26 protein-coding genes and 1 pseudogene are annotated in these 17,857 nt (G+C 64.1%); 19 read left to right on the top strand and 8 right to left on the bottom strand.

Annotated features, from left to right (window positions below; translation table 11 throughout):
* The 13 genes from PSQ40_RS19330 to PSQ40_RS19270 all read left to right on the top strand — a co-directional run.
* On the top strand, window positions 1-127 hold a 127-nt coding region (locus PSQ40_RS19330; protein WP_457851493.1), incomplete at its 5' end, for an EF-Tu C-terminal domain-related protein.
* A 27-nt stretch (window positions 128-154) separates the two neighbouring features.
* Window positions 155-469: a 30S ribosomal protein S10 gene (gene rpsJ / locus PSQ40_RS19325; protein ID WP_137895643.1), complete on the top strand. Its 315-nt coding sequence runs from the start codon at window positions 155-157 to the stop codon at window positions 467-469.
* Window positions 470-652: 183 nt separating this feature from the next.
* Window positions 653-1,327 (top strand): 50S ribosomal protein L3, encoded by a 675-nt coding sequence (rplC, locus tag PSQ40_RS19320; RefSeq protein WP_273953516.1) that lies wholly within the window; start codon window positions 653-655, stop codon window positions 1,325-1,327.
* A complete protein-coding gene (gene rplD / locus PSQ40_RS19315; RefSeq protein WP_273953515.1) occupies window positions 1,327-1,947 on the top strand; it encodes a 50S ribosomal protein L4 in 621 nt (206 codons plus the stop codon). Before rplC ends, rplD begins: the two co-directional genes overlap by 1 nt.
* Window positions 1,944-2,258: a 50S ribosomal protein L23 gene (rplW, locus tag PSQ40_RS19310; RefSeq protein WP_273953514.1), complete on the top strand. Its 315-nt coding sequence runs from the start codon at window positions 1,944-1,946 to the stop codon at window positions 2,256-2,258. The genes rplD and rplW overlap by 4 nt, the downstream gene beginning before the upstream one ends.
* Before the next feature lie 2 nt (window positions 2,259-2,260).
* Window positions 2,261-3,085 (top strand): 50S ribosomal protein L2, encoded by an 825-nt coding sequence (gene rplB, locus PSQ40_RS19305; protein ID WP_273925280.1) that lies wholly within the window; start codon window positions 2,261-2,263, stop codon window positions 3,083-3,085.
* Between the two features lie 10 nt (window positions 3,086-3,095).
* Window positions 3,096-3,374, top strand: coding sequence for a 30S ribosomal protein S19 (gene rpsS, locus PSQ40_RS19300; protein ID WP_273953513.1), 279 nt, complete (start codon window positions 3,096-3,098; stop codon window positions 3,372-3,374).
* A 9-nt stretch (window positions 3,375-3,383) separates the two neighbouring features.
* Window positions 3,384-3,713 (top strand): 50S ribosomal protein L22, encoded by a 330-nt coding sequence (rplV, locus tag PSQ40_RS19295; RefSeq protein WP_019575642.1) that lies wholly within the window; start codon window positions 3,384-3,386, stop codon window positions 3,711-3,713.
* A gap of 16 nt (window positions 3,714-3,729) precedes the next feature.
* Window positions 3,730-4,614: a 30S ribosomal protein S3 gene (gene rpsC / locus PSQ40_RS19290; RefSeq protein ID WP_273925276.1), complete on the top strand. Its 885-nt coding sequence runs from the start codon at window positions 3,730-3,732 to the stop codon at window positions 4,612-4,614.
* A 2-nt stretch (window positions 4,615-4,616) separates the two neighbouring features.
* The gene (rplP, locus tag PSQ40_RS19285; RefSeq protein WP_273953512.1) at window positions 4,617-5,033 is read left to right on the top strand and encodes a 50S ribosomal protein L16; all 417 of its coding nucleotides are present in this window, start codon (window positions 4,617-4,619) and stop codon (window positions 5,031-5,033) included.
* A gap of 16 nt (window positions 5,034-5,049) precedes the next feature.
* On the top strand, window positions 5,050-5,247 hold the full coding sequence (rpmC, locus tag PSQ40_RS19280) for a 50S ribosomal protein L29 (RefSeq protein ID WP_273953511.1): 198 nt from the start codon (window positions 5,050-5,052) through the stop codon (window positions 5,245-5,247).
* A 9-nt stretch (window positions 5,248-5,256) separates the two neighbouring features.
* On the top strand, window positions 5,257-5,526 hold the full coding sequence (rpsQ, locus tag PSQ40_RS19275; protein WP_273953510.1) for a 30S ribosomal protein S17: 270 nt from the start codon (window positions 5,257-5,259) through the stop codon (window positions 5,524-5,526).
* Window positions 5,527-5,645: 119 nt separating this feature from the next.
* Window positions 5,646-6,152, top strand: a complete 507-nt coding sequence (locus tag PSQ40_RS19270; protein ID WP_273953509.1) for a peroxiredoxin — start codon at window positions 5,646-5,648, stop codon at window positions 6,150-6,152.
* 145 nt (window positions 6,153-6,297) lie between these two features.
* On the opposite strand, the gene PSQ40_RS19265 is transcribed toward PSQ40_RS19270, so the two are convergent.
* The 4 genes from PSQ40_RS19265 to PSQ40_RS19250 form a co-directional block, all read right to left on the bottom strand.
* Window positions 6,298-6,789 carry a GNAT family N-acetyltransferase gene (locus tag PSQ40_RS19265; RefSeq protein WP_273953508.1) on the bottom strand — a complete coding sequence of 164 codons (492 nt, stop codon included), beginning with the start codon at window positions 6,787-6,789 and terminating at the stop codon, window positions 6,298-6,300.
* Window positions 6,790-7,021: 232 nt separating this feature from the next.
* The gene (locus PSQ40_RS19260) at window positions 7,022-7,507 is read right to left on the bottom strand and encodes a TlpA family protein disulfide reductase (protein ID WP_409338628.1); all 486 of its coding nucleotides are present in this window, start codon (window positions 7,505-7,507) and stop codon (window positions 7,022-7,024) included.
* Between the two features lie 182 nt (window positions 7,508-7,689).
* Window positions 7,690-8,820, bottom strand: a complete 1,131-nt coding sequence (locus PSQ40_RS19255; protein WP_273953507.1) for a hypothetical protein — start codon at window positions 8,818-8,820, stop codon at window positions 7,690-7,692.
* A gap of 155 nt (window positions 8,821-8,975) precedes the next feature.
* Window positions 8,976-9,704: an alpha/beta fold hydrolase gene (locus PSQ40_RS19250; protein WP_273953506.1), complete on the bottom strand. Its 729-nt coding sequence runs from the start codon at window positions 9,702-9,704 to the stop codon at window positions 8,976-8,978.
* 84 nt (window positions 9,705-9,788) lie between these two features.
* Between PSQ40_RS19250 and PSQ40_RS19245 the strand changes: the two genes are divergently transcribed.
* From PSQ40_RS19245 to ptsP, 5 genes are read left to right on the top strand one after another with little or no spacing between them, the layout of a single operon-like run.
* The gene (locus tag PSQ40_RS19245) at window positions 9,789-10,373 is read left to right on the top strand and encodes a hypothetical protein (protein WP_273953505.1); all 585 of its coding nucleotides are present in this window, start codon (window positions 9,789-9,791) and stop codon (window positions 10,371-10,373) included.
* A 7-nt stretch (window positions 10,374-10,380) separates the two neighbouring features.
* Window positions 10,381-11,622, top strand: a complete 1,242-nt coding sequence (locus PSQ40_RS19240; RefSeq protein ID WP_273953504.1) for an MFS transporter — start codon at window positions 10,381-10,383, stop codon at window positions 11,620-11,622.
* On the top strand, window positions 11,619-12,065 hold the full coding sequence (locus tag PSQ40_RS19235; RefSeq protein ID WP_273953503.1) for a PTS sugar transporter subunit IIA: 447 nt from the start codon (window positions 11,619-11,621) through the stop codon (window positions 12,063-12,065). Before PSQ40_RS19240 ends, PSQ40_RS19235 begins: the two co-directional genes overlap by 4 nt.
* On the top strand, window positions 12,034-12,303 hold the full coding sequence (locus PSQ40_RS19230; protein WP_273953502.1) for an HPr family phosphocarrier protein: 270 nt from the start codon (window positions 12,034-12,036) through the stop codon (window positions 12,301-12,303). The genes PSQ40_RS19235 and PSQ40_RS19230 overlap by 32 nt, the downstream gene beginning before the upstream one ends.
* A 49-nt stretch (window positions 12,304-12,352) precedes the next feature.
* Window positions 12,353-14,119 (top strand): phosphoenolpyruvate--protein phosphotransferase, encoded by a 1,767-nt coding sequence (ptsP, locus tag PSQ40_RS19225; RefSeq protein WP_273953501.1) that lies wholly within the window; start codon window positions 12,353-12,355, stop codon window positions 14,117-14,119.
* Window positions 14,120-14,268: 149 nt separating this feature from the next.
* On the opposite strand, the gene lipA is transcribed toward ptsP, so the two are convergent.
* The 4 genes and pseudogenes from lipA to PSQ40_RS19205 form a co-directional block, all read right to left on the bottom strand.
* The gene (gene lipA, locus PSQ40_RS19220) at window positions 14,269-15,258 is read right to left on the bottom strand and encodes a lipoyl synthase (RefSeq protein ID WP_273953500.1); all 990 of its coding nucleotides are present in this window, start codon (window positions 15,256-15,258) and stop codon (window positions 14,269-14,271) included.
* A 5-nt stretch (window positions 15,259-15,263) separates the two neighbouring features.
* Window positions 15,264-15,932 (bottom strand): lipoyl(octanoyl) transferase LipB, encoded by a 669-nt coding sequence (lipB, locus tag PSQ40_RS19215; RefSeq protein WP_273953522.1) that lies wholly within the window; start codon window positions 15,930-15,932, stop codon window positions 15,264-15,266.
* Window positions 15,933-15,945: 13 nt separating this feature from the next.
* Window positions 15,946-16,218 (bottom strand): YbeD family protein, encoded by a 273-nt coding sequence (locus tag PSQ40_RS19210; RefSeq protein WP_409338627.1) that lies wholly within the window; start codon window positions 16,216-16,218, stop codon window positions 15,946-15,948.
* An 87-nt stretch (window positions 16,219-16,305) separates the two neighbouring features.
* Window positions 16,306-17,160 (bottom strand): annotated as a pseudogene (locus PSQ40_RS19205) (D-amino acid aminotransferase); the annotation flags it as partial.
* Between the two features lie 207 nt (window positions 17,161-17,367).
* Between PSQ40_RS19205 and PSQ40_RS19200 the strand changes: the two are divergent.
* Window positions 17,368-17,841: an ATP synthase subunit I gene (locus tag PSQ40_RS19200; protein ID WP_273953499.1), complete on the top strand. Its 474-nt coding sequence runs from the start codon at window positions 17,368-17,370 to the stop codon at window positions 17,839-17,841.
* Window positions 17,842-17,857 lie beyond the last annotated feature (16 nt).

The raw sequence follows: 17,857 nt of genomic DNA, 5'->3' as shown, positions 1-17,857 counted from the left end.
TGGCGACAACGTGTCGATCACTGTGAAGCTGATCAACCCCATCGCCATGGAAGAAGGCCTGCGCTTCGCCATCCGCGAAGGCGGCAAGACCGTGGGTGCTGGCGTTGTGGCCACCATCATCGCGTAATTCTTTGAATCAAACTGGAGAATTACCATGTCCACGAAGCAAAAGATCCGCATCCGTCTGAAGGCATTCGACTACAAGCTCATCGACCAATCGGCCGCTGAAATTGTGGACACCGCCAAGCGCACCGGCGCCATCGTCAAGGGTCCCGTGCCCCTGCCGACCCGCATGAAGCGTTTCGACATCCTGCGTTCGCCCCACGTCAACAAGTCCAGCCGTGACCAGTTCGAAATCCGCACCCATCAACGCCTGATGGACATCGTGGATCCGACCGACAAGACGGTTGACGCTCTGATGAAGCTCGACCTGCCCGCCGGCGTCGACGTCGAAATCAAGCTGCAATAAACCTTCCCCACCCGCTGCGGCGGGTGTGTTGGTTGACCAAATAATGCGGACTTGCCCTGTGGGCGGGTTCGCGTTATACTTTTGGGCTCGGCTGTATTTGCAGCCGGGAATTTATTAACTCTCTTTCACATACAAGCGCCGTGGCCAATTGAAGTCGCGGCGGTGGAAGTTTTGGAGAACTACATGAGTCTGAGCAACTCCCTCGGGTTGCTGGGCCGCAAGGTGGGCATGATGCGTCTGTTCACCGATGATGGGGATGCAATCCCTGTCACGGTGCTGGATGTGTCCAACAACCGCGTGACCCAGGTCAAATCCCAAGAGAAAGACGGCTACGTCGCACTGCAAGTGACGTTCGGTTCGCGCAAAGCATCGCGCGTGACCAAGCCCGTCGCTGGCCACCTTGCCAAGGCAGGTGTTGAAGCCGGTGAAATCATCCAGGAATTCCGCGTGACGGCCGACACCGCAGCCCAGTACCAAGCTGGCGCCAACGTGCCCGTGACCGCTGTGTTCGCTGTGGGCCAAAAGGTGGACGTGCAAGGCACGACCATCGGTAAGGGCTTCGCAGGGACCATCAAGCGTCACCACTTCGGTTCGCAACGTGCTTCCCACGGTAACAGCCGTTCGCACAACGTTCCGGGCTCCATCTCGATGGCGCAAGATCCGGGCCGCGTGTTCCCTGGTAAGCGCATGTCGGGCCACCTCGGCGTCGACCTCGTGACCACTCAAAACCTCGACGTGATTCGCATCGACGAAGCACGCCAACTGCTCTTGATCAAGGGCGCTGTTCCGGGCTCCAAGGGTGGCTTCGTGACGGTGCGTCCGGCCATCAAGGTCAAAGCATCCAAAGGAGCGAACTAATGCAGCTCGAACTCCTGAACGACCAAGGTCAAGCCGCTTCGAAGTTTGAAGCGCCGGAAACCGTGTTCGGTCGTGATTACAACGAAGACCTGATTCACCAGATCGTGGTGGCTTATCAAGCCAACGCCCGTCAAGGCACCCGCGCTCAAAAAGACCGTGAACAAGTCAAGCACTCGACCAAGAAGCCTTTCAAGCAAAAGGGTACCGGCCGCGCTCGTGCTGGTATGACTTCCTCGCCTCTGTGGCGTGGGGGCGGTCGCATTTTCCCGAACCTGCCGAACGAAAACTTCAGCCAGAAGATCAACAAGAAGATGTACCGCGCTGGTATGGCTTCGATCTTCTCGCAACTGGTTCGCGAAGGCCGCCTGGCTGTGGTGGACACCCTGAAGGTGGACGCTCCCAAGACCAAGCTGTTGGCTGACAAGTTCAAGGCGATGAACCTTGAATCGGTGATGGTGATTGCCGACGAAGTTGACGAAAACCTGTACCTCGCCTCGCGCAATCTGCCGAACGTGCTCGTCGTTGAAGCCCGTTACGCTGATCCGCTGTCGCTGGTTCATTACAAGAAAGTGCTCGTCACCAAGGGCGCAATCGACAAACTCAAGGAGATGTTCGCATGAGCACCGTGAAGTTTGACGAAGGCCGTCTGATGCAAGTTCTGGTCGCCCCCATCGTGTCCGAAAAGGCCACCATGGTTGCCGAGAAGTCCAATGCTGTGACGTTCAAAGTGCTGCAGGACGCTACCAAGCTTGAAATCAAGGCCGCTGTGGAATTGATGTTCAAGGTTGAAGTCAAGGGCGTGTCTGTGGTGAACACCAAAGGCAAGACCAAGCGTTTTGGCAAGTCTGTTGGCCGCCGCGACAACGTTCGCAAGGCCTATGTGACCCTGAAGCCCGGTCAAGAGCTCAACCTCTCCGGGGAGGCTGCGTAATCATGGCTGTCATTAAGATGAAACCCACCTCGCCTGGCCAACGTGCCGTGGTGAAGGTGACGCGCGATCACCTGTACAAGGGTGCTCCGCACGCTGCGCTGCTGGAACCGCAATTCCAGAAGGCCGGCCGCAACAACAATGGTCACATCACCACCCGTCACAAGGGCGGTGGCCACAAGCACCACTACCGCGTGGTCGATTTCATCCGTAACAAGGATGGGATCCCCGCCAAGGTGGAACGCGTGGAATACGATCCGAACCGCACGGCTCACATTGCACTGCTGTGCTATGCCGACGGCGAGCGTCGTTACATCATTGCTCCCCGTGGTGTGGAAGCTGGCGCAACGCTGCTGAGTGGTTCGGAAGCCCCGATCCGCGCTGGCAACACGCTGCCGATCCGCAACATCCCGGTGGGTTCGACCATTCACGCGATTGAGCTGCAACCCGGCAAGGGTGCTCAGATCGCCCGCTCGGCTGGCTCTTCGGCCACCCTGCTGGCCCGTGAAGGCGTTTACGCTCAGGTTCGCCTGCGCTCGGGTGAAGTTCGCAAGATCCACATCGAGTGCCGCGCCACCATCGGTGAAGTCGCCAACGAAGAACACAGCCTGCGCCAACTGGGCAAGGCCGGTGTGAAGCGTTGGATGGGTATTCGCCCGACCGTTCGCGGTGTGGCCATGAACCCGATCGACCACCCGCACGGTGGTGGTGAAGGTCGTACCGGCGAAGGCCGTCACGCAGTCGATCCTTGGGGCAATCTGACCAAGGGTTACCGTACCCGTAACAACAAGCGCACTCAGGTCATGATCGTGTCGCGCCGTAAAAAGTAAGGGGTAACAAATGACTCGCTCTCTTAAAAAGGGTCCGTTTGTTGACCATCACCTGGTTGCCAAGGTCGAAAAGGCCGTTGCCAACAAGGACAAGAAGCCAATCAAGACCTGGTCGCGTCGCTCCATGGTTCTGCCCGAGTTCATCGGTCTGACCATTGCCGTTCACAACGGCAAGCAACACGTGCCGGTGTACGTCACTGACCAGATGGTGGGCCACAAGCTGGGCGAATTCGCCCTGACGCGCACCTTCAAGGGTCACCCCGCGGACAAAAAAGTCCAGAAGAAATAAGGAATGACCATGGAAACACGTGCAGTCCTCCGGGGCGTCCGTCTGTCGGTCGATAAGGGCCGTCTGGTCGCCGATCTGATCCGTGGCAAGAAGGTGGATCAGGCTCTGAACATCCTGACGTTCACGCAGAAAAAAGCTGCTGGCATCGTCAAGAAGGTTCTTGAATCTGCCATTGCCAACGCCGAACACAACGATGGTGCCGACATTGACGAACTCCGCGTCAAGACGATCTACGTTGAGCAAGGTGCCACGCTCAAGCGTTTCACCGCTCGCGCCAAGGGTCGCGGCAACCGCATCAGCAAGCCCACGTGCCACGTGTACGTGACGGTTGGCAACTGAAAGGCTGGTCAGACATATGGGACAGAAAATCCATCCTACTGGCTTCCGCCTGGCGGTCAGCCGTAACTGGGCCAGCCGCTGGTACGCGAGCAACCGTGACTTCGCCGGCATGCTGGCTGAAGACATCAAGGTTCGCGAGTACCTGAAGGCCAAGCTGAAGAATGCCGCTGTGTCGCGCATTCTGATCGAGCGCCCCGCCAAGAACGCCCGCATCACGATCTTCTCGGCTCGTCCGGGCGTCGTGATCGGCAAGAAGGGTGAAGACATCGAGAACCTGAAGAAGGAACTCGCGACTCGCCTGGGCGTGCCTGTTGCTGTGAACATCGAAGAAGTGCGCAAGCCCGAAATCGATGCTAAGCTGATCGCTGACTCGATCACCCAGCAGCTCGAAAAGCGCATCATGTTCCGTCGCGCCATGAAGCGCGCGATGCAAAACGCCATGCGTCTGGGTGCCCTGGGCATCAAGATCATGTCGTCGGGTCGTCTGAACGGCATTGAAATCGCTCGTTGCGAGTGGTACCGCGAAGGTCGCGTGCCCCTCCACACGCTGCGTGCCGACATCGACTACGGCTTCTCGGAAGCCAAGACCACCTACGGCGTCATCGGCGTCAAGGTTTGGGTCTACAAGGGCGACACGCTGGGCCGCAATGACCTGCCCGCCGTGACTGAGCCCCGTGCTGAAGAAGAGCGTCGCCCGCGTGGCCCGCGTCGTGATGGCCGCCCTGGCGACCGTCCTGGTGCTGACCGCCGTGGTCCCCGTCGTCCGATCGGTGGCAACACCGCTCCGGCCGATGGCAGCGACAAGCCTGCTGAAGCCGGTGGTGCTGATGCTAAATCTGCCGTTAAGCGCGTCCGCAAGGTCACCGCGCCCGCTACAGCAGCGGACGGTAAAGGAGAATAACTATGCTGCAACCTGCTCGCCGCAAGTATCGCAAGGAGCAAAAGGGTCGCAACACCGGTATTGCCACCCGAGGTAACTCGGTGGCTTTCGGTGACTTCGGCCTGAAGTCCACGGACCGTGGCCGTCTGACGGCCCGCCAGATCGAGGCTGCACGTCGTGCAATCTCCCGTCACGTGAAGCGTGGCGGCCGCATCTGGATCCGCGTGTTCCCCGACAAGCCGATTTCCCAGAAGCCTGCTGAAGTGCGTATGGGTAACGGTAAGGGTAACCCGGAGTACTACGTGGCTGAAATCCAGCCTGGCAAGGTGCTGTACGAAATCGTGGGTGTTCCTGAGGAACTGGCCCGTGAAGCGTTCCGTCTGGCCGCTGCCAAGCTGCCGCTGCGCACCACGTTCGTGACCCGCCTGCTCGGCCAGTAATTCAGGAGAAATCGATATGACGAAAGCTGCTGAACTGCGCCAAAAAGACGTTGCCGGCCTGGAAGCTGAAGTGAAGGCCCTGCAAAAGGCCCACTTCGGTCTGCGTATGCAAAAAGCCACGCAACAACTCACCAACACGTCTACGCTGCGCACGACCCGTCGTGACATCGCACGTGCCAAGACCATCCTTGCTGAAAAGCAAGCCGCCAAGTAAGGAGCCCACATGACGGAAGCTAAAAAATCCCTCAAGCGCACCTTGATTGGCAAGGTTGTCAGCGCAAAGCGTAGCAAGACCGTGACCGTGCTGATCGAGCGCCGTGTGAAGCACGAGCTCTACGGCAAGATCGTCGGCAAGTCGAGCAAGTACCACGCCCATGACGAAAATGGCGAGTACAAGCTGGGCGACGTGATCGAGATCACCGAAAGCCGTCCGATCTCCAAGACCAAGAACTGGGTTGCGACCCGTCTGGTTCAAAAGGCCTCCATCGTTTAAGTCTTCACCGACTGACGCGACAAGCCTCTGAGAAACGACCCACAATGTGGGTCGTTTTTCTTTTTGGGCCTGCGTTTTCACGTGGGCCTGTTCACCCCCCTGTAACTTGAGGAGCACACATGATCAAAGTTGGCGACAAGCTGCCTTCCACCACCCTGATGGAATACTCTGAAGTGGAGGGCGAAGGCTGCAGCATTGGCCCCAATGCCGTCGATGTGGCCAAGGCCACCGCTGGCAAGACCATTGCCTTGTTCGCCCTGCCTGGCGCCTTCACCCCCACCTGCTCGGCCAAGCACGTGCCGGGTTATGTGGAGCAAGCCGAAGCCTTCAAGGCTGCGGGCGTCGACGAGATCTGGTGTGTCAGCGTGAACGACGCTTTCGTGATGGGCGCCTGGGCCCGTGACCAAAAAACCAATGGCAAGGTCCGCATGCTGGGCGACGGCAGCGCCGATTTCGCCAAGGCCACTGGCCTGACGCTGGACCTGACGGGCCGTGGCATGGGCGTGCGCAGCAACCGCTACTCGATGCTGGTCAAGGACGGCACCGTCGTCACCCTGAACGTCGAAGGCCCCGGCAAGTTCGAAGTCAGCGACGCCGCCACCCTGCTGGCCCAGGCCCAGGCCTGATCGCACGGCGCCTTGGGGCGCCTGAGCTGAGCGTCAAAAACAAAGCGGTGTGCACCTGCCCGGTGCCACCGCTTTTTTCATGCTTGGGCGACCCACCCCAGACCCCGGCATCGAGGCGACAGGCCACGGGGCCAGCCCCCGGGGGTCAGAACAGGTCGGCCTTGAGGTAGTGCGAGCCCGCAATGGGGTTGTGGTAGTAGGGCGGAATCTCTTCGAAGCCCAGTTCGGCATAGAGCGCGCGCGCCGACTCCATGTCGTCCAGGGTGTCCAGCAGCACACTGGCATAGCCCGCCTGGCGCGCCGCATCGAGCACCGATTCGGCCAGCAGGCGCCCCAGGCCAAAGCGCCGAAAGGCCTTGCGCACGTAAAGCCGCTTCATTTCGGCGGCGTTGGGGTAATCGGCGGTGTCCAGTGGGCGCAGCGCACAGCAGCCGGCAACCTCGCCATCGACCAGGGCCAGCAGCAGGGTGCCACGGGGCGGTGCGTAGTCACCGGGCAAATGGGCCAGTTCGTGCTCGAAGTTCTGGAAGCACAGGTCAATGGCCAGGCTGTCGGCGTACTCGCGGAAGATCTCGCGCGCCCGCTCGATGTCCGCATCGCTGTGGGGGATAAGGATCTGAACGTCGGGCGGTGTCACGGTAGGGGAAAGACAACTGAAGGTCACTGATTATCACAGCACCGGCCTGCACCAAGCTTTCAGCGCCCGGCGCAAGCGGGCGCCGAGCTTCGGAGGGGCCTCTGATGGTGATCAGCGCAGAAGGCGGGGCACCCTGTGGCGGGTGCAGCGCCGGCTGGGGCGGTGGGCGGGGATAAGGCGCCCCTCACCGCGCACGCGCTTTGGGGCGCTGCGGTGTGGGCCGCTGCCAGGCTCAGGTTTCGGCCAGCAGCTTCTCGATCAACTGGTGCAGCTCGGCGAAGTTGGGCTCGCCAATGTAGCGCTTCACGATCTGGCCCTTTTTGTTGACCAGGTAGGTGGTGGGGGTCAGCTGCACATCGCCCCAGGCCTTGGCGACCTGACCGGTGTTGTCAATCGCCACCGAGAACGGCAGTTTGCGGGTCTGGGCAAAGTTCACCACATAGGCGGGCGGGTCGTAGCTCATGGCCACGGCCAGGGTGTTGTAACCCTTGGATTGGTACTTGTCGTGGGTGGCGATGATCTTGGGCATCTCCGCCACGCAGGTGGTGCAGCTGGTGGCCCAGAAGTTCACCAGCGTGACCTGGCCCTGCAACTGGGCGGTGGTCTGGCGGCTGCCGTCCAGCAGCACAAAGGTGGATTCCGGGGCCGGCGTGGCTTGGCTGGTCCACCAGAAGGTGCCAGCCGCCAGGGCCAGACCCGCGGCGCAGGCCAGGGCCAGAAAGGTTGATTTGCTCGTCAAAGGGGTCTCCGCGCGGGCTGCCAGTTTAGTCGAAAGCCCTGCGCACGCGAGAGCGCGCCCTCAGGGCCGGGCATTCGACAGAGTCGACTCGGGCGCCGCGCAAAAGTTCGATGGGGCGAGCGGATCGCTGGGCCCGGGGCGCGGCACTGCCGAGGTGGGCCTCATCGGGACTTGCCCAGGTCACGCACCAGCACGGCGGGCAACTGCGAGCGCAGGTTGCTGCGGTCGATGCGGTCGACTGCGCCGTCCATCCAGTTCGTCATCGTCAGGGTGTGCTGCTCGGCGGTGATCTCGACGGTCGGAAACCGGTTGTCGTGGTCGAGCAGGGTCTGGCGCAGGGTGTCGAGGGCTTCGCAGTTAAGGCGCTGGTCGACGATGAGCATCTGGGGCCGGTCGGCCTCGCAGGCGCGGCGGGCCCGCTCGGCGCTGATCACGGTGTCCACCTGCAGCCCGCTGGCGGCACAGATCTGCTCCACGTCCTCCTGCAGGGCGATGTCCGCGGTCACCAGCAGCAGGCGGGGGCTGGCCAGGTCACGTGAGTGGCTGCTGGCCCACGAGTCGCCTGTGCTTTGCAGCGCCATGGGCGTGGTGACCTCCATTTGCTTGACGGTGCGCTTGAACTCCAGCGTCAGCGTCAGCTGCTGGTTCGATTCGCTGTGTTGCAGCGGGATCTGTGCGTGCGCGGCCGCCTCCACCAGCAGCCACCAGCTCAGGCGGTAGGGCTCGGGTTGCCGCGTCACCGGGGTGCTGGAGTCGGACACGGTGGGCCGGGCCTTGAAGGTCAGCATCCCGTGTGGCGGCCAGCTCGGCAGCTCCAGGGAGACGCTGAGCCGGTAGCCGGGCCGCGCCATCCAGGACAACGCTGCGTGCAGCAGGGTCTCGAGCAGGCTCGGGTCGATCAGCACCTCGACCGCCTGCAGGCGGTGCACCAGGTCCACCGCACGGCTTTGCAGCAGGCCCGCATTGTCGGCCAGGGCTTGTCGCAGGCGGCTGTCCAACGCCACCTGCTCGTGTGATTGTCGAATCGGGCTGTGCGCCAGGCGGTCCAGCAGCTGGCTCTGGTTGGCGATGCGCCGCGCTGTGCCCAGCGCGCTCATCAAGGCATTCACCTGCTGTCGTGACAACTTGCCGGTTCCCAGCAGTTGCTGAACGATGTCTTCCATTTCCAGCAAAGGGCCCGACAGTTCGGCGCCGATCGAGCCCGCCAGCAGGTACTCGGGGCGGGGCGGAGGTGTCCCCCCAACCGGGTGGGGGCGACCATCGGAGCGGGCGGGATCGGAAGCGAGGGCCATGGTGGTGACAGTGCCTGACAGGGGCGCAGTGCCCGGGGTGTCATGGGGAAAAGCGGCGATTCAAGCCCAAGCTCGAACCAGACAAGGTGTCATTTTGTAGCATTTTCGGTGCGCTGGGTCCCGGGGTGAAGGAGGTGGGGTCCCACGCAGGGTGTTCAGGTGCATTCGAGCAACAAAGCGATCAGTGCATCGGGGGCGCTGATCATGGGGTCATGCCCGGTGGCCAGGTCCACGCAGCGCGAGCCCGGCAGCCAGGCGCCGTCCCAGAACTTGGGGTCTCGCACCCGCGTGCGGATCACGTCAATGGTTGCCAGCGGCGGTGTGGTGCAGTTGATGAAGGTGCGCGGCACCGAGGCCACGCGCTGCGGATCGAACTGCAAAGGGGCCTCGTAGGTGTGGCCCGGGTGCGGGGTCTGGCGCCGTTTGACCCAGGCGTGCTGCTCGGCACCGAGGCCAAACACCGCCGGGTCGGGCGCCGGGAAACTGTAATGTGGGTCTTGCTGGGCCGCCGCCAGGCGCGCCTCGCGCGTGGCGCGGGCGTGGGTGCTGCTCCAGCTTTCGCCCACCTTGGGCACCACCGCATCGACATAGACCAGGTGTTGCAGGCGCTGCGGCAGGCGGTCGGCCACCGCGGTGCCCAGCATGCCTGCGTAGGAATGCACGGCCAGCACCACGTCCTGCAGCTCTTCGGCCTCCAGCGCCTGCACCACATCGGCGATGTGGGTCTCCAGGGTGATGTCTCGCGACATCAGGTGAGCCCGCTCACCGACCCCGGTCAGCGTCACGGCATGGGCCCGGTGACCGGCGCGGATCAGGCCCTCGGTCACGTGTCGCCAGCACCAGGCGCCATGCCAAGCACCGTGAACCAGTAGAAAGTCAGCCATTCCAAAGCTCCTGATCGCGATTGACGGGGTCTCCCCCCATGGAAGGCCCATGCACCATTCTGGTGGCAACCAGATAATGATGACATGAGTTCTTATTTGACAAAGGCCGGTGGAGGGCTGCTGGGCGGCCATTTTCGACGCTCCAGCGTCTGGGCCTGTGCGGCAGCGCTGGCCTTGGGCGCCTGCAGCCCCACCTTCAACTGGCGCGAGGTGCGCGCGCCTGAGTGGTCCTTGTCCTTGATGCTGCCGTGCAAACCCGACCGTGGCAGCCGCAGCGTGCCCCTGGGCGCCCAGTCGGTGGAGATGGCCATGCTGGGCTGCGAGGCCGGCGACGCGTTGCTGGCCCTCTCGCACATGCCCTTGCCCGCGGGCCAGACGCCCGGTGAGGCCCTGGCCCATTGGCGCCAGGCCACCTTGCGCCACCTGGGCGCCGAGGCGGTCGGTGGCCCCGCCCAGGCCTTTGTGCCCGCCGGGGCGCTGGGCTTGCCCGAGTCGCTGCGCCAGGTGGTGTCGGGGCGTCAGCCCGATGGGCGTGCCGTGCAGGCGCAACTGGCCTGGTTTGCCCATGCCGGTGCCGATGGCACCCGGTTGTTTCAGGCGGCTTTCTACGCCCCCAAGGTGCCCGCTGAGCCCGCTCAGACCTGGCTCGACAGTCTGAAGTTTCAGTGAGGTTCCGGTGCTCCATCCCTTGCCCCGTTCGGCGGCCATCGTCGTTTTTCTGTCTTTTGCCTCGGCGTATTTCCTGTCGGCCCTGATCCGGGCCGTGACCGCCACGCTGTCACCGCTGCTGACCCAGGAGTTTGCCTTGCAGGCACGCGACCTGGGCTTGCTGGCGGGGGGCTACTTTCTGGGCTTTGCCGCCACCCAGTTGCCCTTGGGCACCTGGCTGGACCGGTACGGCCCGCGCCGTGTGATCTTGAGTTTTCTGGCCGTGGCCGTGCTGGGGTGCCTGGCGTTCTCAATGGCCACCAGTTTCTCGGCCTTGATGGCCGCCCGGGTGCTGTGTGGCGTGGGGGTGAGCGCCTGCCTGATGGCGCCGCTGACGGGTTTTCGCCGCTGGCTTTCGCCGCAGGCCCAGTTGCGGGCCAATTCCTGGATGCTGATGACGGGCTCCATGGGCATGGTGGCGTCCACCTTGCCGGTGCAGTTGCTGCTGCCCTGGGTGGGCTGGCGGCCCCTGTTCTGGGGGCTGGCGGCCTTGACCGTGCTGGCCATGGGGCTGATTGCCTGGCGGGTGCCGCGCTGGGCCCCAGCCGAGCCCGCCGAATCGACCGCCCCACCGGTGGCCCCGGGCTACGGCGAGGTGTGGCGCCACCCGTATTTCCGGCGCATGGTGCCGATTGGTTTTTGCAGCTACGGCGGCATGGTCGCGATGCAAACCCTGTGGGCTGGGCCGTGGATGGTGCGTGTGGCGGGCTACACGCCGGCCGAGGCGGCCACGGGCCTGTTTGCCATCAACCTGTGCATGCTGTGCACCTTCTGGGCCTGGGGGCTGATGACGCCCAAGCTGTTCGCGCGGGGCTGGACGGTGGACCGGCTCATCACCCACGGCCTGCCCATCAGCCTGGGCGTGATGGCACTGATCGTCTTGCTGGGTGAGCAGGCCGGGGCCTGGGCCTGGGCGCTGTTCTGTGTCACCTCGACCTTTGTCTCGCTGGCCCAGCCAGCGGTGGCCATGGCCTTTGTCCCGGCGCTCGCCGGGCGCGCCCTGTCGGCCTACAACCTGGTGGTGTTCGCTGGCGTCTTCGTGGTGCAGTGGGGCATTGGTCTGGGCGTGGACCTCTTTGTGGGCTTGGGTTGGACCGCGCCGGCCGCCTTTCGGGCCGCCATGGGTGTTTTCCTGCTCTGTTCCGTGCTCAGTTACGCCTATTTCCGGGTGGCGAAAAGCCATAATGCAACGCAAACACCGACCCCATGAGCAACAGCATCCTGATCATCGCCCACGCGCCCCTGGCCCACGCATTGCGCCAGTGTGCGCTGCATGTCTTTCCTGATTGCGACCGCGATGTGGTGGCGGTGGATGTGCAACCCAACCTGTCACCCGACGAGACCCTGGCCACGGCCCGCATTGCCATGGCCACGCTGGCCCCGCGTGACATCCTGGTCCTGACCGATGTCTTCGGGGCCACCCCGTGCAACGTCGCACAGCGGCTGGTGGACGGCGTCCACTCCCGCTTGATTGCGGGCGTCAATCTGCCCATGTTGCTGCGCACGGTGACGTACCGGCATGAATCCCTGGATGCGCTGGTGTCGCGCGCGGTGGTCGGGGGCACGCAAGGCGTGCTGCAGGTGGCCATCACGGCACCCCAGAACCAGGCGAGGAGAAAAAATGATCAAAACCACTACGACCATCAGCAATAAGCTCGGCCTGCATGCGCGGGCCTCGGCCAAGCTCACCAAGCTGGCTGGCAGTTTCCCCAGCGAAGTCTGGATCTCCAAAGGCGAGCGCCGCGTCAACGCCAAGAGCATCATGGGCGTGATGATGCTGGCCGCCGGCATCGGCAGCCAGGTGGTGCTGGAAACCGATGGCCCGCAGGAGCAGGAAGCCATGGACGCCTTGTTGGCCCTGATCGCCGACAAGTTTGGCGAAGGCGAGTGAGCCGTTCGGGGCCCTGGCCCCGCCTTAACCCCACCACAGAAAGCACGGCATGACCTTCACTGTCCATGGACTCGCGGTGGCCCGTGGCATCGCCATCGGGCGGGCTGTTCTGGTGGCCTCCAGCCGCATCGATGTGGCCCACTATTTCATCGACCCCGCCCGTGTGCCGGCCGAGATTGACCGCATCCGGACCGCACGCAACGCGGTGGTTGACGAGTTGCAGCGCCTGCAGCAAAGCGTGGCGCAGATGGGCCCCAACGAAGCGCCGCACGAACTGACCGCGCTGCTGGATGTGCACCTGATGCTGTTGCAGGACGAGGCACTGACCTCGGGCGTCAAGCACTGGGTGACCGAGCGCCTCTACAACGCCGAGTGGGCCCTGACCACCCAGCTCGAGGTGATTGGCCGCCAGTTCGACGAGATGGAGGATGAGTACCTGCGCGAGCGCAAGGCCGACCTGGAGCAGGTGGTCGAGCGCGTGCTGCGCCACATGAAAGGCGCCGCCTCGCCGGTCTCCCCGCCGCCGCCGTCACCGCGCCGGTCGCAGCAGGAACTGCTGCTTGACGACACGGTCGACGTGCCGCTGGTGCTGGTGGCGCACGACCTGTCGCCGGCCGACATGCTGCAGTTCAAGCAGAGCGTGTTCGCAGGCTTTGTCACCGATGTGGGCGGCAAGACATCCCACACCGCGATCGTCGCGCGCAGCATGGACATCCCGGCCGTGGTGGGTGCGCGCAGCGCCAGCCAGCTGGTGCGCCAGGACGACTGGGTCATCATCGACGGCGACGCCGGGGTGATGATCGTCGACCCGTCGCCGATCATCCTGGCCGAGTACGGGTTCAAGCAGCGTCAGGGGGAGCTGGAGCGTCAGCGCCTGTCGCGGCTGCGGCACACGCCGGCCGTCACCATGGACGGCGAAAAAGTCGAGCTGCTGGCCAACATCGAAATGCCCGAAGACGCCCCTGCCGCGTTGGCCGCGGGGGCGCTGGGCGTGGGCCTGTTCCGCAGCGAGTTTTTGTTCATGGGCCGCCAGGGCAAGCTGCCCGGCGAGGAAGAGCAGTACCAGGCCTACCGCCGTGCCGTCGAGGGCATGCAGGGCCTGCCGGTCACCATCCGCACGGTGGACGTGGGGGCCGACAAGCCGCTGGACCACACCCACCGCGACGACGCCCACCTGAACCCGGCCCTGGGCCTGCGCGCCATCCGCTGGAGCCTGGCCGACCCGGCCATGTTCCGCACCCAGCTGCGTGCCATCCTGCGGGCGGCCGCGCATGGCAAGGTCAAGCTGTTGATCCCGATGCTCGCGCATGGCCGTGAGATCCGCCAAACGCTGGCGCAGATCGACTTGGCGCGCGCCGAGCTGGACAACCTGGGCATGGTGCATGGACCGATCCAGCTGGGCGCGATGATCGAGATCCCCGCCGCAGCCCTGTCGGTGCGCCTGTTCCTGCAGTACTTTGACTTCTTGTCGATTGGCACCAACGACCTGATCCAGTACACGCTGGCCATCGACCGCGCCGACGAGTCGGTGGCCCACCTCTATGACCCGTTGCACCCCGCCGTGCTCAAGCTGGTGTCCGACACCCTGGACGCCTGCCGCGCGCTGGGCAAAGAGGTCAGTGTGTGCGGCGAAATGGCCGGGGATGTGGGCATGACGCGGCTCTTGCTCGGCCTGGGTTTGCGCAGTTTTTCGATGCACCCGTCGCAGATCCTGGCCGTCAAGCAGGAGGTGCTGCGCAGCGACACCCGCAAGCTCAGTCCCTGGGCGCAGACGGTGCTGCTCAGCGACGACCCCAGTCAGTTGATGCCCACCTGAGCGTGGCAGGCTGGCGGCGCCGTGCCGCCGTGCCGCCGTGCCAGGCGCAGCCCCCGCGGGCAGGGCGGGCCGGCGTCTGCGTTTGAGTCACCGCCGGCGGTCAGCCCCCGTCAGCGGGGCGGTGCCCCGCGGCCTCGGCGGTCCGGCACTCAGGCTTTGCCTTCGAGCACATGGCCGGCCTGCTGGTCGGCGTGGTAGCTGGAGCGCACCATGGCGCCCACGGCGGCGTGGCTGAAGCCCATCTTGTAGGCCTCGGTTTCGAACATCTTGAAGGTGTCCGGGTGCACATAACGGCGCACCGGCAGGTGGCTGTTGCTGGGCGCGAGGTACTGGCCAATGGTCAGCATGTCGATGTGGTGCTCGCGCATGTCGCGCATCACCTGCAGGATTTCTTCGTCGGTCTCGCCCAGGCCCACCATGATGCCGCTCTTGGTCGGCACGTTGGGGTGCAGGGCCTTGAACTTCTTGAGCAGGTTCAGGCTGAAGGCGTAGTCCGAGCCGGGGCGGGCTTCCTTGTAGAGGCGCGGCACGGTTTCGAGGTTGTGGTTCATCACATCGGGCGGTGCGGCCTTCAGGATCTCGAGGGCGCGGTCGTCGCGGCCGCGGAAATCGGGCACCAGGATCTCGATCTGCGTGTCGGGCGACAGGGCGCGGGTCTGGCGAATGCACTCGACAAAGTGGCCGCTGCCACCGTCGCGCAGGTCGTCGCGGTCAACGCTGGTGATCACCACGTACTTGAGCTTGAGCTTGGCAATCGTCTTGGCCAGGTTCTCGGGTTCGTTCACGTCCAGCGGGTCGGGGCGGCCATGGCCCACGTCGCAGAAGGGGCAGCGCCGCGTGCACTTGTCGCCCATGATCATGAAGGTGGCCGTGCCCTTGCCGAAGCATTCGCCGATGTTGGGGCAGGAGGCTTCTTCGCACACCGTGTGCAGCTGGCTTTCGCGCAGGATCTGCTTGATTTCGTAGAAGCGCGTGGTGGGCGAGCCGGCCTTGACGCGGATCCACTCGGGCTTCTTCAGCACCTCGGCCTGCTCGACCTTGACCGGAATGCGGGACAGCTTGGCCGCTGCCTTTTGCTTGGCCAAGGGGTTGTAGGCGTCGACCGCCTGTGCTTCTCGTACGACTTCGTTGGTGCTCATCTGAATTACGGCGCGAGAAAGGTCTGGAGCTTCTGGCCCAGGACCGCTGCCGCGTCTTCCCAAGTGGATTGAACCCCGATTGTAGAAAGGTCCACGGTTTTCAAGCCTGCGTAACCGCAAGGGTTGATGCGCTCGAAGGGCGACAGGTCCATGGCCACGTTCAGCGCCAGTCCGTGGTAGGTGCACTGTCGGCTGACCTTGATGCCCAGCGCCGCGATCTTGCCCAGGCCGCGAAACGGGTCGTGGGCCGGCATCGGGCCGCTCAAAGCCGCGTGGCTGAAGGGGTCATCCAGGCGCACATAAATGCCCGGCGCCCCCGTGACCCGGTGCCCCGTCACCCCGAAATGAATCAGGGTGCGCAGCACGGCTTCTTCGATGCGGTAGACGTACTCCTTGACGAAGTAGCCGCTGCGCCGCAGGTCGATCAGTGGGTAGGCCACCACCTGACCGGGGCCATGGTAGGTGACCTGGCCACCGCGGTTGGTGGCCACCACCGGGATGTCGCCCGGGGCCAGCAGGTGGGTCGCCTGGCCCGCCACCCCCTGGGTGAAGACGGGGGGGTGTTCGCACAGCCAGAGCTGGTCGGCCTGCTGCTCGTCGCGCTCGGCGGTGAAGCGTTGCATCGCCTCCAGCGTGGGCTCGTAGGCCACCCGACCCAGCACCTGGCACTGCATGTCCGCTGCCATCTCAGAGCACGTACTTGGCCAGCGGGTGGGCCGTCAGGGCGCGGTACAGGTTGTCCAGCTGCTCGCGGCTGGTGGCGGTCACGGTCAGGGTCACGCTCAGGTACTTGCCGCCCGAACTGTCGCGCTGTTGCACGCGGCTGAGTTCAAAGCCGGGATCGTGCTCGGTGGCGATGGCCACCATGGTCTCGACAAAGCCCTCGACGCGCGGGCCCATGACCTTGATCGGGAACAGGCTCGGGTACTCGATCAGGGACTCCGCCCCTTCGATGGGCACCGAGGCCTTGGCGCTGGCCGCCACAGGGGCCGCCACCGGCGCGGCGGCGGCCACGGGTGCGGGTTCGGCGGCCGGGCGCGGCGGCGCCTTGGCTTGTTGGTAGCCTGCGTACAGCTGTTGGTAGATCGGGCCGGGTCGGCCGCTGCCCACGGCCTGGCCGTCCAGGCGCGTCACGGCCAGCACTTCCTTGGTGGCCGAGGAGAGCAGGATCTCGTCGGCGGCCAGCAGTTCGGCGCGGCTGATGCGGCGCAACTCGAAGGGGATGCCGGCGTCGCGGCACAGGCTTTCGAGCAAACCGTAGCGGATGCCTTCGAGCACCAGGTGATCGCGGGGCGAACCCATCACCCGGCCGTCTTTGACCACCCAGACATTGCTCGACGAGGCTTCGCTGAGGATGCCGTCGCGCAGCAGGATGGTCTCGGTGCCACCGGCTTCGACGCTGATCTGGCGGGCCAGCACGGCCGACAGCAGGCTGGTGCTCTTGATGTGGCCCTTTTGCCAGCGAAAGTCTTCGGCGGTGACGCACGCCACGCCTTCGGTGCGGGCTTGGGCGGACTGCGCCTTGAGCGGGTTGATCATCGCAAAGACCGTGGGGGTCACGCCCTGCGGCATGGCGTGGTCGCGCGGCGCCACGCCACGGGTGACCTGCAGGTAGACCGTGTGGTCGCTCTGCTGGGACGCGGGGTTGCGCGCGATCAGGCCTTCGGCGATCTCACGCCACGCGTCGGCGCTGTGCGGGTTGGTCATCTGAACCTCGGCGAGCGAACGCGCCAGCCGCGCGATGTGCTCGTCAAAGCGAAACAGCCGTCCCCCGTAGACCGGGATGACCTCGTAGATGCCATCCCCGAAGATGAAGCCGCGGTCGAGCACGCTGATGCGGGCCTCTTGGAGGGCGGTATAGTCGCCGTTCAGAAAACAGAGGGTGTCTGGAAGTGCTTGCATGGTCAAATTATCGGCGCTGACGGGCTGGTGCGTGCAGGGGACCCGGAGCCTGAGCCGCCGCGAGGCATTGCGTGTGTCGAAGTCATGACAGCTTTGCCTGGGGATCTTTTCAGGCGTGTTCGCTCTACAGCCTTGGCTGATCTGGGTTTTTACTTATAATCAATGGCTTTGCTGAAATTCAGGCTTGTAACCCTGGCGTAACCCAAAATGAACACAATCGCGCCAGGTTCTGAAGATGAGGTGGAAGAGTCTGATTTCAAGCCGCTGACAGCCGAAGAGGCGCAGCAGCTTCGTTCAAGAATCGTGCCTGTTTCGTTGGTGCGAATCCTGATGGTTCAGGCCTTGGTTGGTGCCCTGGTGGCTTTGTTGGCCTGGGGGCTGACCGGACGTCCGGTGGCCGCATGGTCCGCCGCCTATGGCAGTCTGGCTGTGGTGATTCCCGCAGCACTGTTTGCCCGAGGGGTGCGCAAGCACATGGCGTCGTCCAACCCGGGGGCTGCGGTGACCGGGTTGTTTGGGTGGGAGCTCGTCAAGATCGTGCTGACCGTGGCCGCACTGGCGGCTGCGCCCTGGGTGATCCCGGGGTTGGTCTGGCTGGCCTTGTTGGCCGGCGTGGTGTTGACGTTGAAGATGTACTGGTTTGCGCTGTGGCTGCAGATCAGGTCCGTGAAACCGAATTGACTGTTCGTTCGAAGAG

Origin of the sequence: Curvibacter cyanobacteriorum, assembly GCF_028649475.1 — a bacterium.
In the GTDB taxonomy this organism is placed as follows: domain Bacteria; phylum Pseudomonadota; class Gammaproteobacteria; order Burkholderiales; family Burkholderiaceae_C; genus Curvibacter; species Curvibacter cyanobacteriorum.
Note: the sequence above shows the minus strand (reverse complement) of the source record. Positions and strands in the feature narration are given on the sequence as shown.

Coding starts and splice junctions, on each gene's coding strand:
- rpsJ (WP_137895643.1), top strand. CDS start 155: ATGTCCACGAAGCAAAAGATCCGCATCCGTCTGAAGGCATTCGACTAC.
- rplC (WP_273953516.1), top strand. CDS start 653: ATGAGTCTGAGCAACTCCCTCGGGTTGCTGGGCCGCAAGGTGGGCATG.
- rplD (WP_273953515.1), top strand. CDS start 1,327: ATGCAGCTCGAACTCCTGAACGACCAAGGTCAAGCCGCTTCGAAGTTT.
- rplW (WP_273953514.1), top strand. CDS start 1,944: ATGAGCACCGTGAAGTTTGACGAAGGCCGTCTGATGCAAGTTCTGGTC.
- rplB (WP_273925280.1), top strand. CDS start 2,261: ATGGCTGTCATTAAGATGAAACCCACCTCGCCTGGCCAACGTGCCGTG.
- rpsS (WP_273953513.1), top strand. CDS start 3,096: ATGACTCGCTCTCTTAAAAAGGGTCCGTTTGTTGACCATCACCTGGTT.
- rplV (WP_019575642.1), top strand. CDS start 3,384: ATGGAAACACGTGCAGTCCTCCGGGGCGTCCGTCTGTCGGTCGATAAG.
- rpsC (WP_273925276.1), top strand. CDS start 3,730: ATGGGACAGAAAATCCATCCTACTGGCTTCCGCCTGGCGGTCAGCCGT.
- rplP (WP_273953512.1), top strand. CDS start 4,617: ATGCTGCAACCTGCTCGCCGCAAGTATCGCAAGGAGCAAAAGGGTCGC.
- rpmC (WP_273953511.1), top strand. CDS start 5,050: ATGACGAAAGCTGCTGAACTGCGCCAAAAAGACGTTGCCGGCCTGGAA.
- rpsQ (WP_273953510.1), top strand. CDS start 5,257: ATGACGGAAGCTAAAAAATCCCTCAAGCGCACCTTGATTGGCAAGGTT.
- PSQ40_RS19270 (WP_273953509.1), top strand. CDS start 5,646: ATGATCAAAGTTGGCGACAAGCTGCCTTCCACCACCCTGATGGAATAC.
- PSQ40_RS19255 (WP_273953507.1), bottom strand. CDS start 8,820: ATGGCCCTCGCTTCCGATCCCGCCCGCTCCGATGGTCGCCCCCACCCG.
- PSQ40_RS19250 (WP_273953506.1), bottom strand. CDS start 9,704: ATGGCTGACTTTCTACTGGTTCACGGTGCTTGGCATGGCGCCTGGTGC.
- PSQ40_RS19245 (WP_273953505.1), top strand. CDS start 9,789: ATGAGTTCTTATTTGACAAAGGCCGGTGGAGGGCTGCTGGGCGGCCAT.
- PSQ40_RS19235 (WP_273953503.1), top strand. CDS start 11,619: ATGAGCAACAGCATCCTGATCATCGCCCACGCGCCCCTGGCCCACGCA.
- PSQ40_RS19230 (WP_273953502.1), top strand. CDS start 12,034: ATGATCAAAACCACTACGACCATCAGCAATAAGCTCGGCCTGCATGCG.
- ptsP (WP_273953501.1), top strand. CDS start 12,353: ATGACCTTCACTGTCCATGGACTCGCGGTGGCCCGTGGCATCGCCATC.
- lipA (WP_273953500.1), bottom strand. CDS start 15,258: ATGAGCACCAACGAAGTCGTACGAGAAGCACAGGCGGTCGACGCCTAC.
- lipB (WP_273953522.1), bottom strand. CDS start 15,932: ATGCAGTGCCAGGTGCTGGGTCGGGTGGCCTACGAGCCCACGCTGGAG.
- PSQ40_RS19200 (WP_273953499.1), top strand. CDS start 17,368: ATGAACACAATCGCGCCAGGTTCTGAAGATGAGGTGGAAGAGTCTGAT.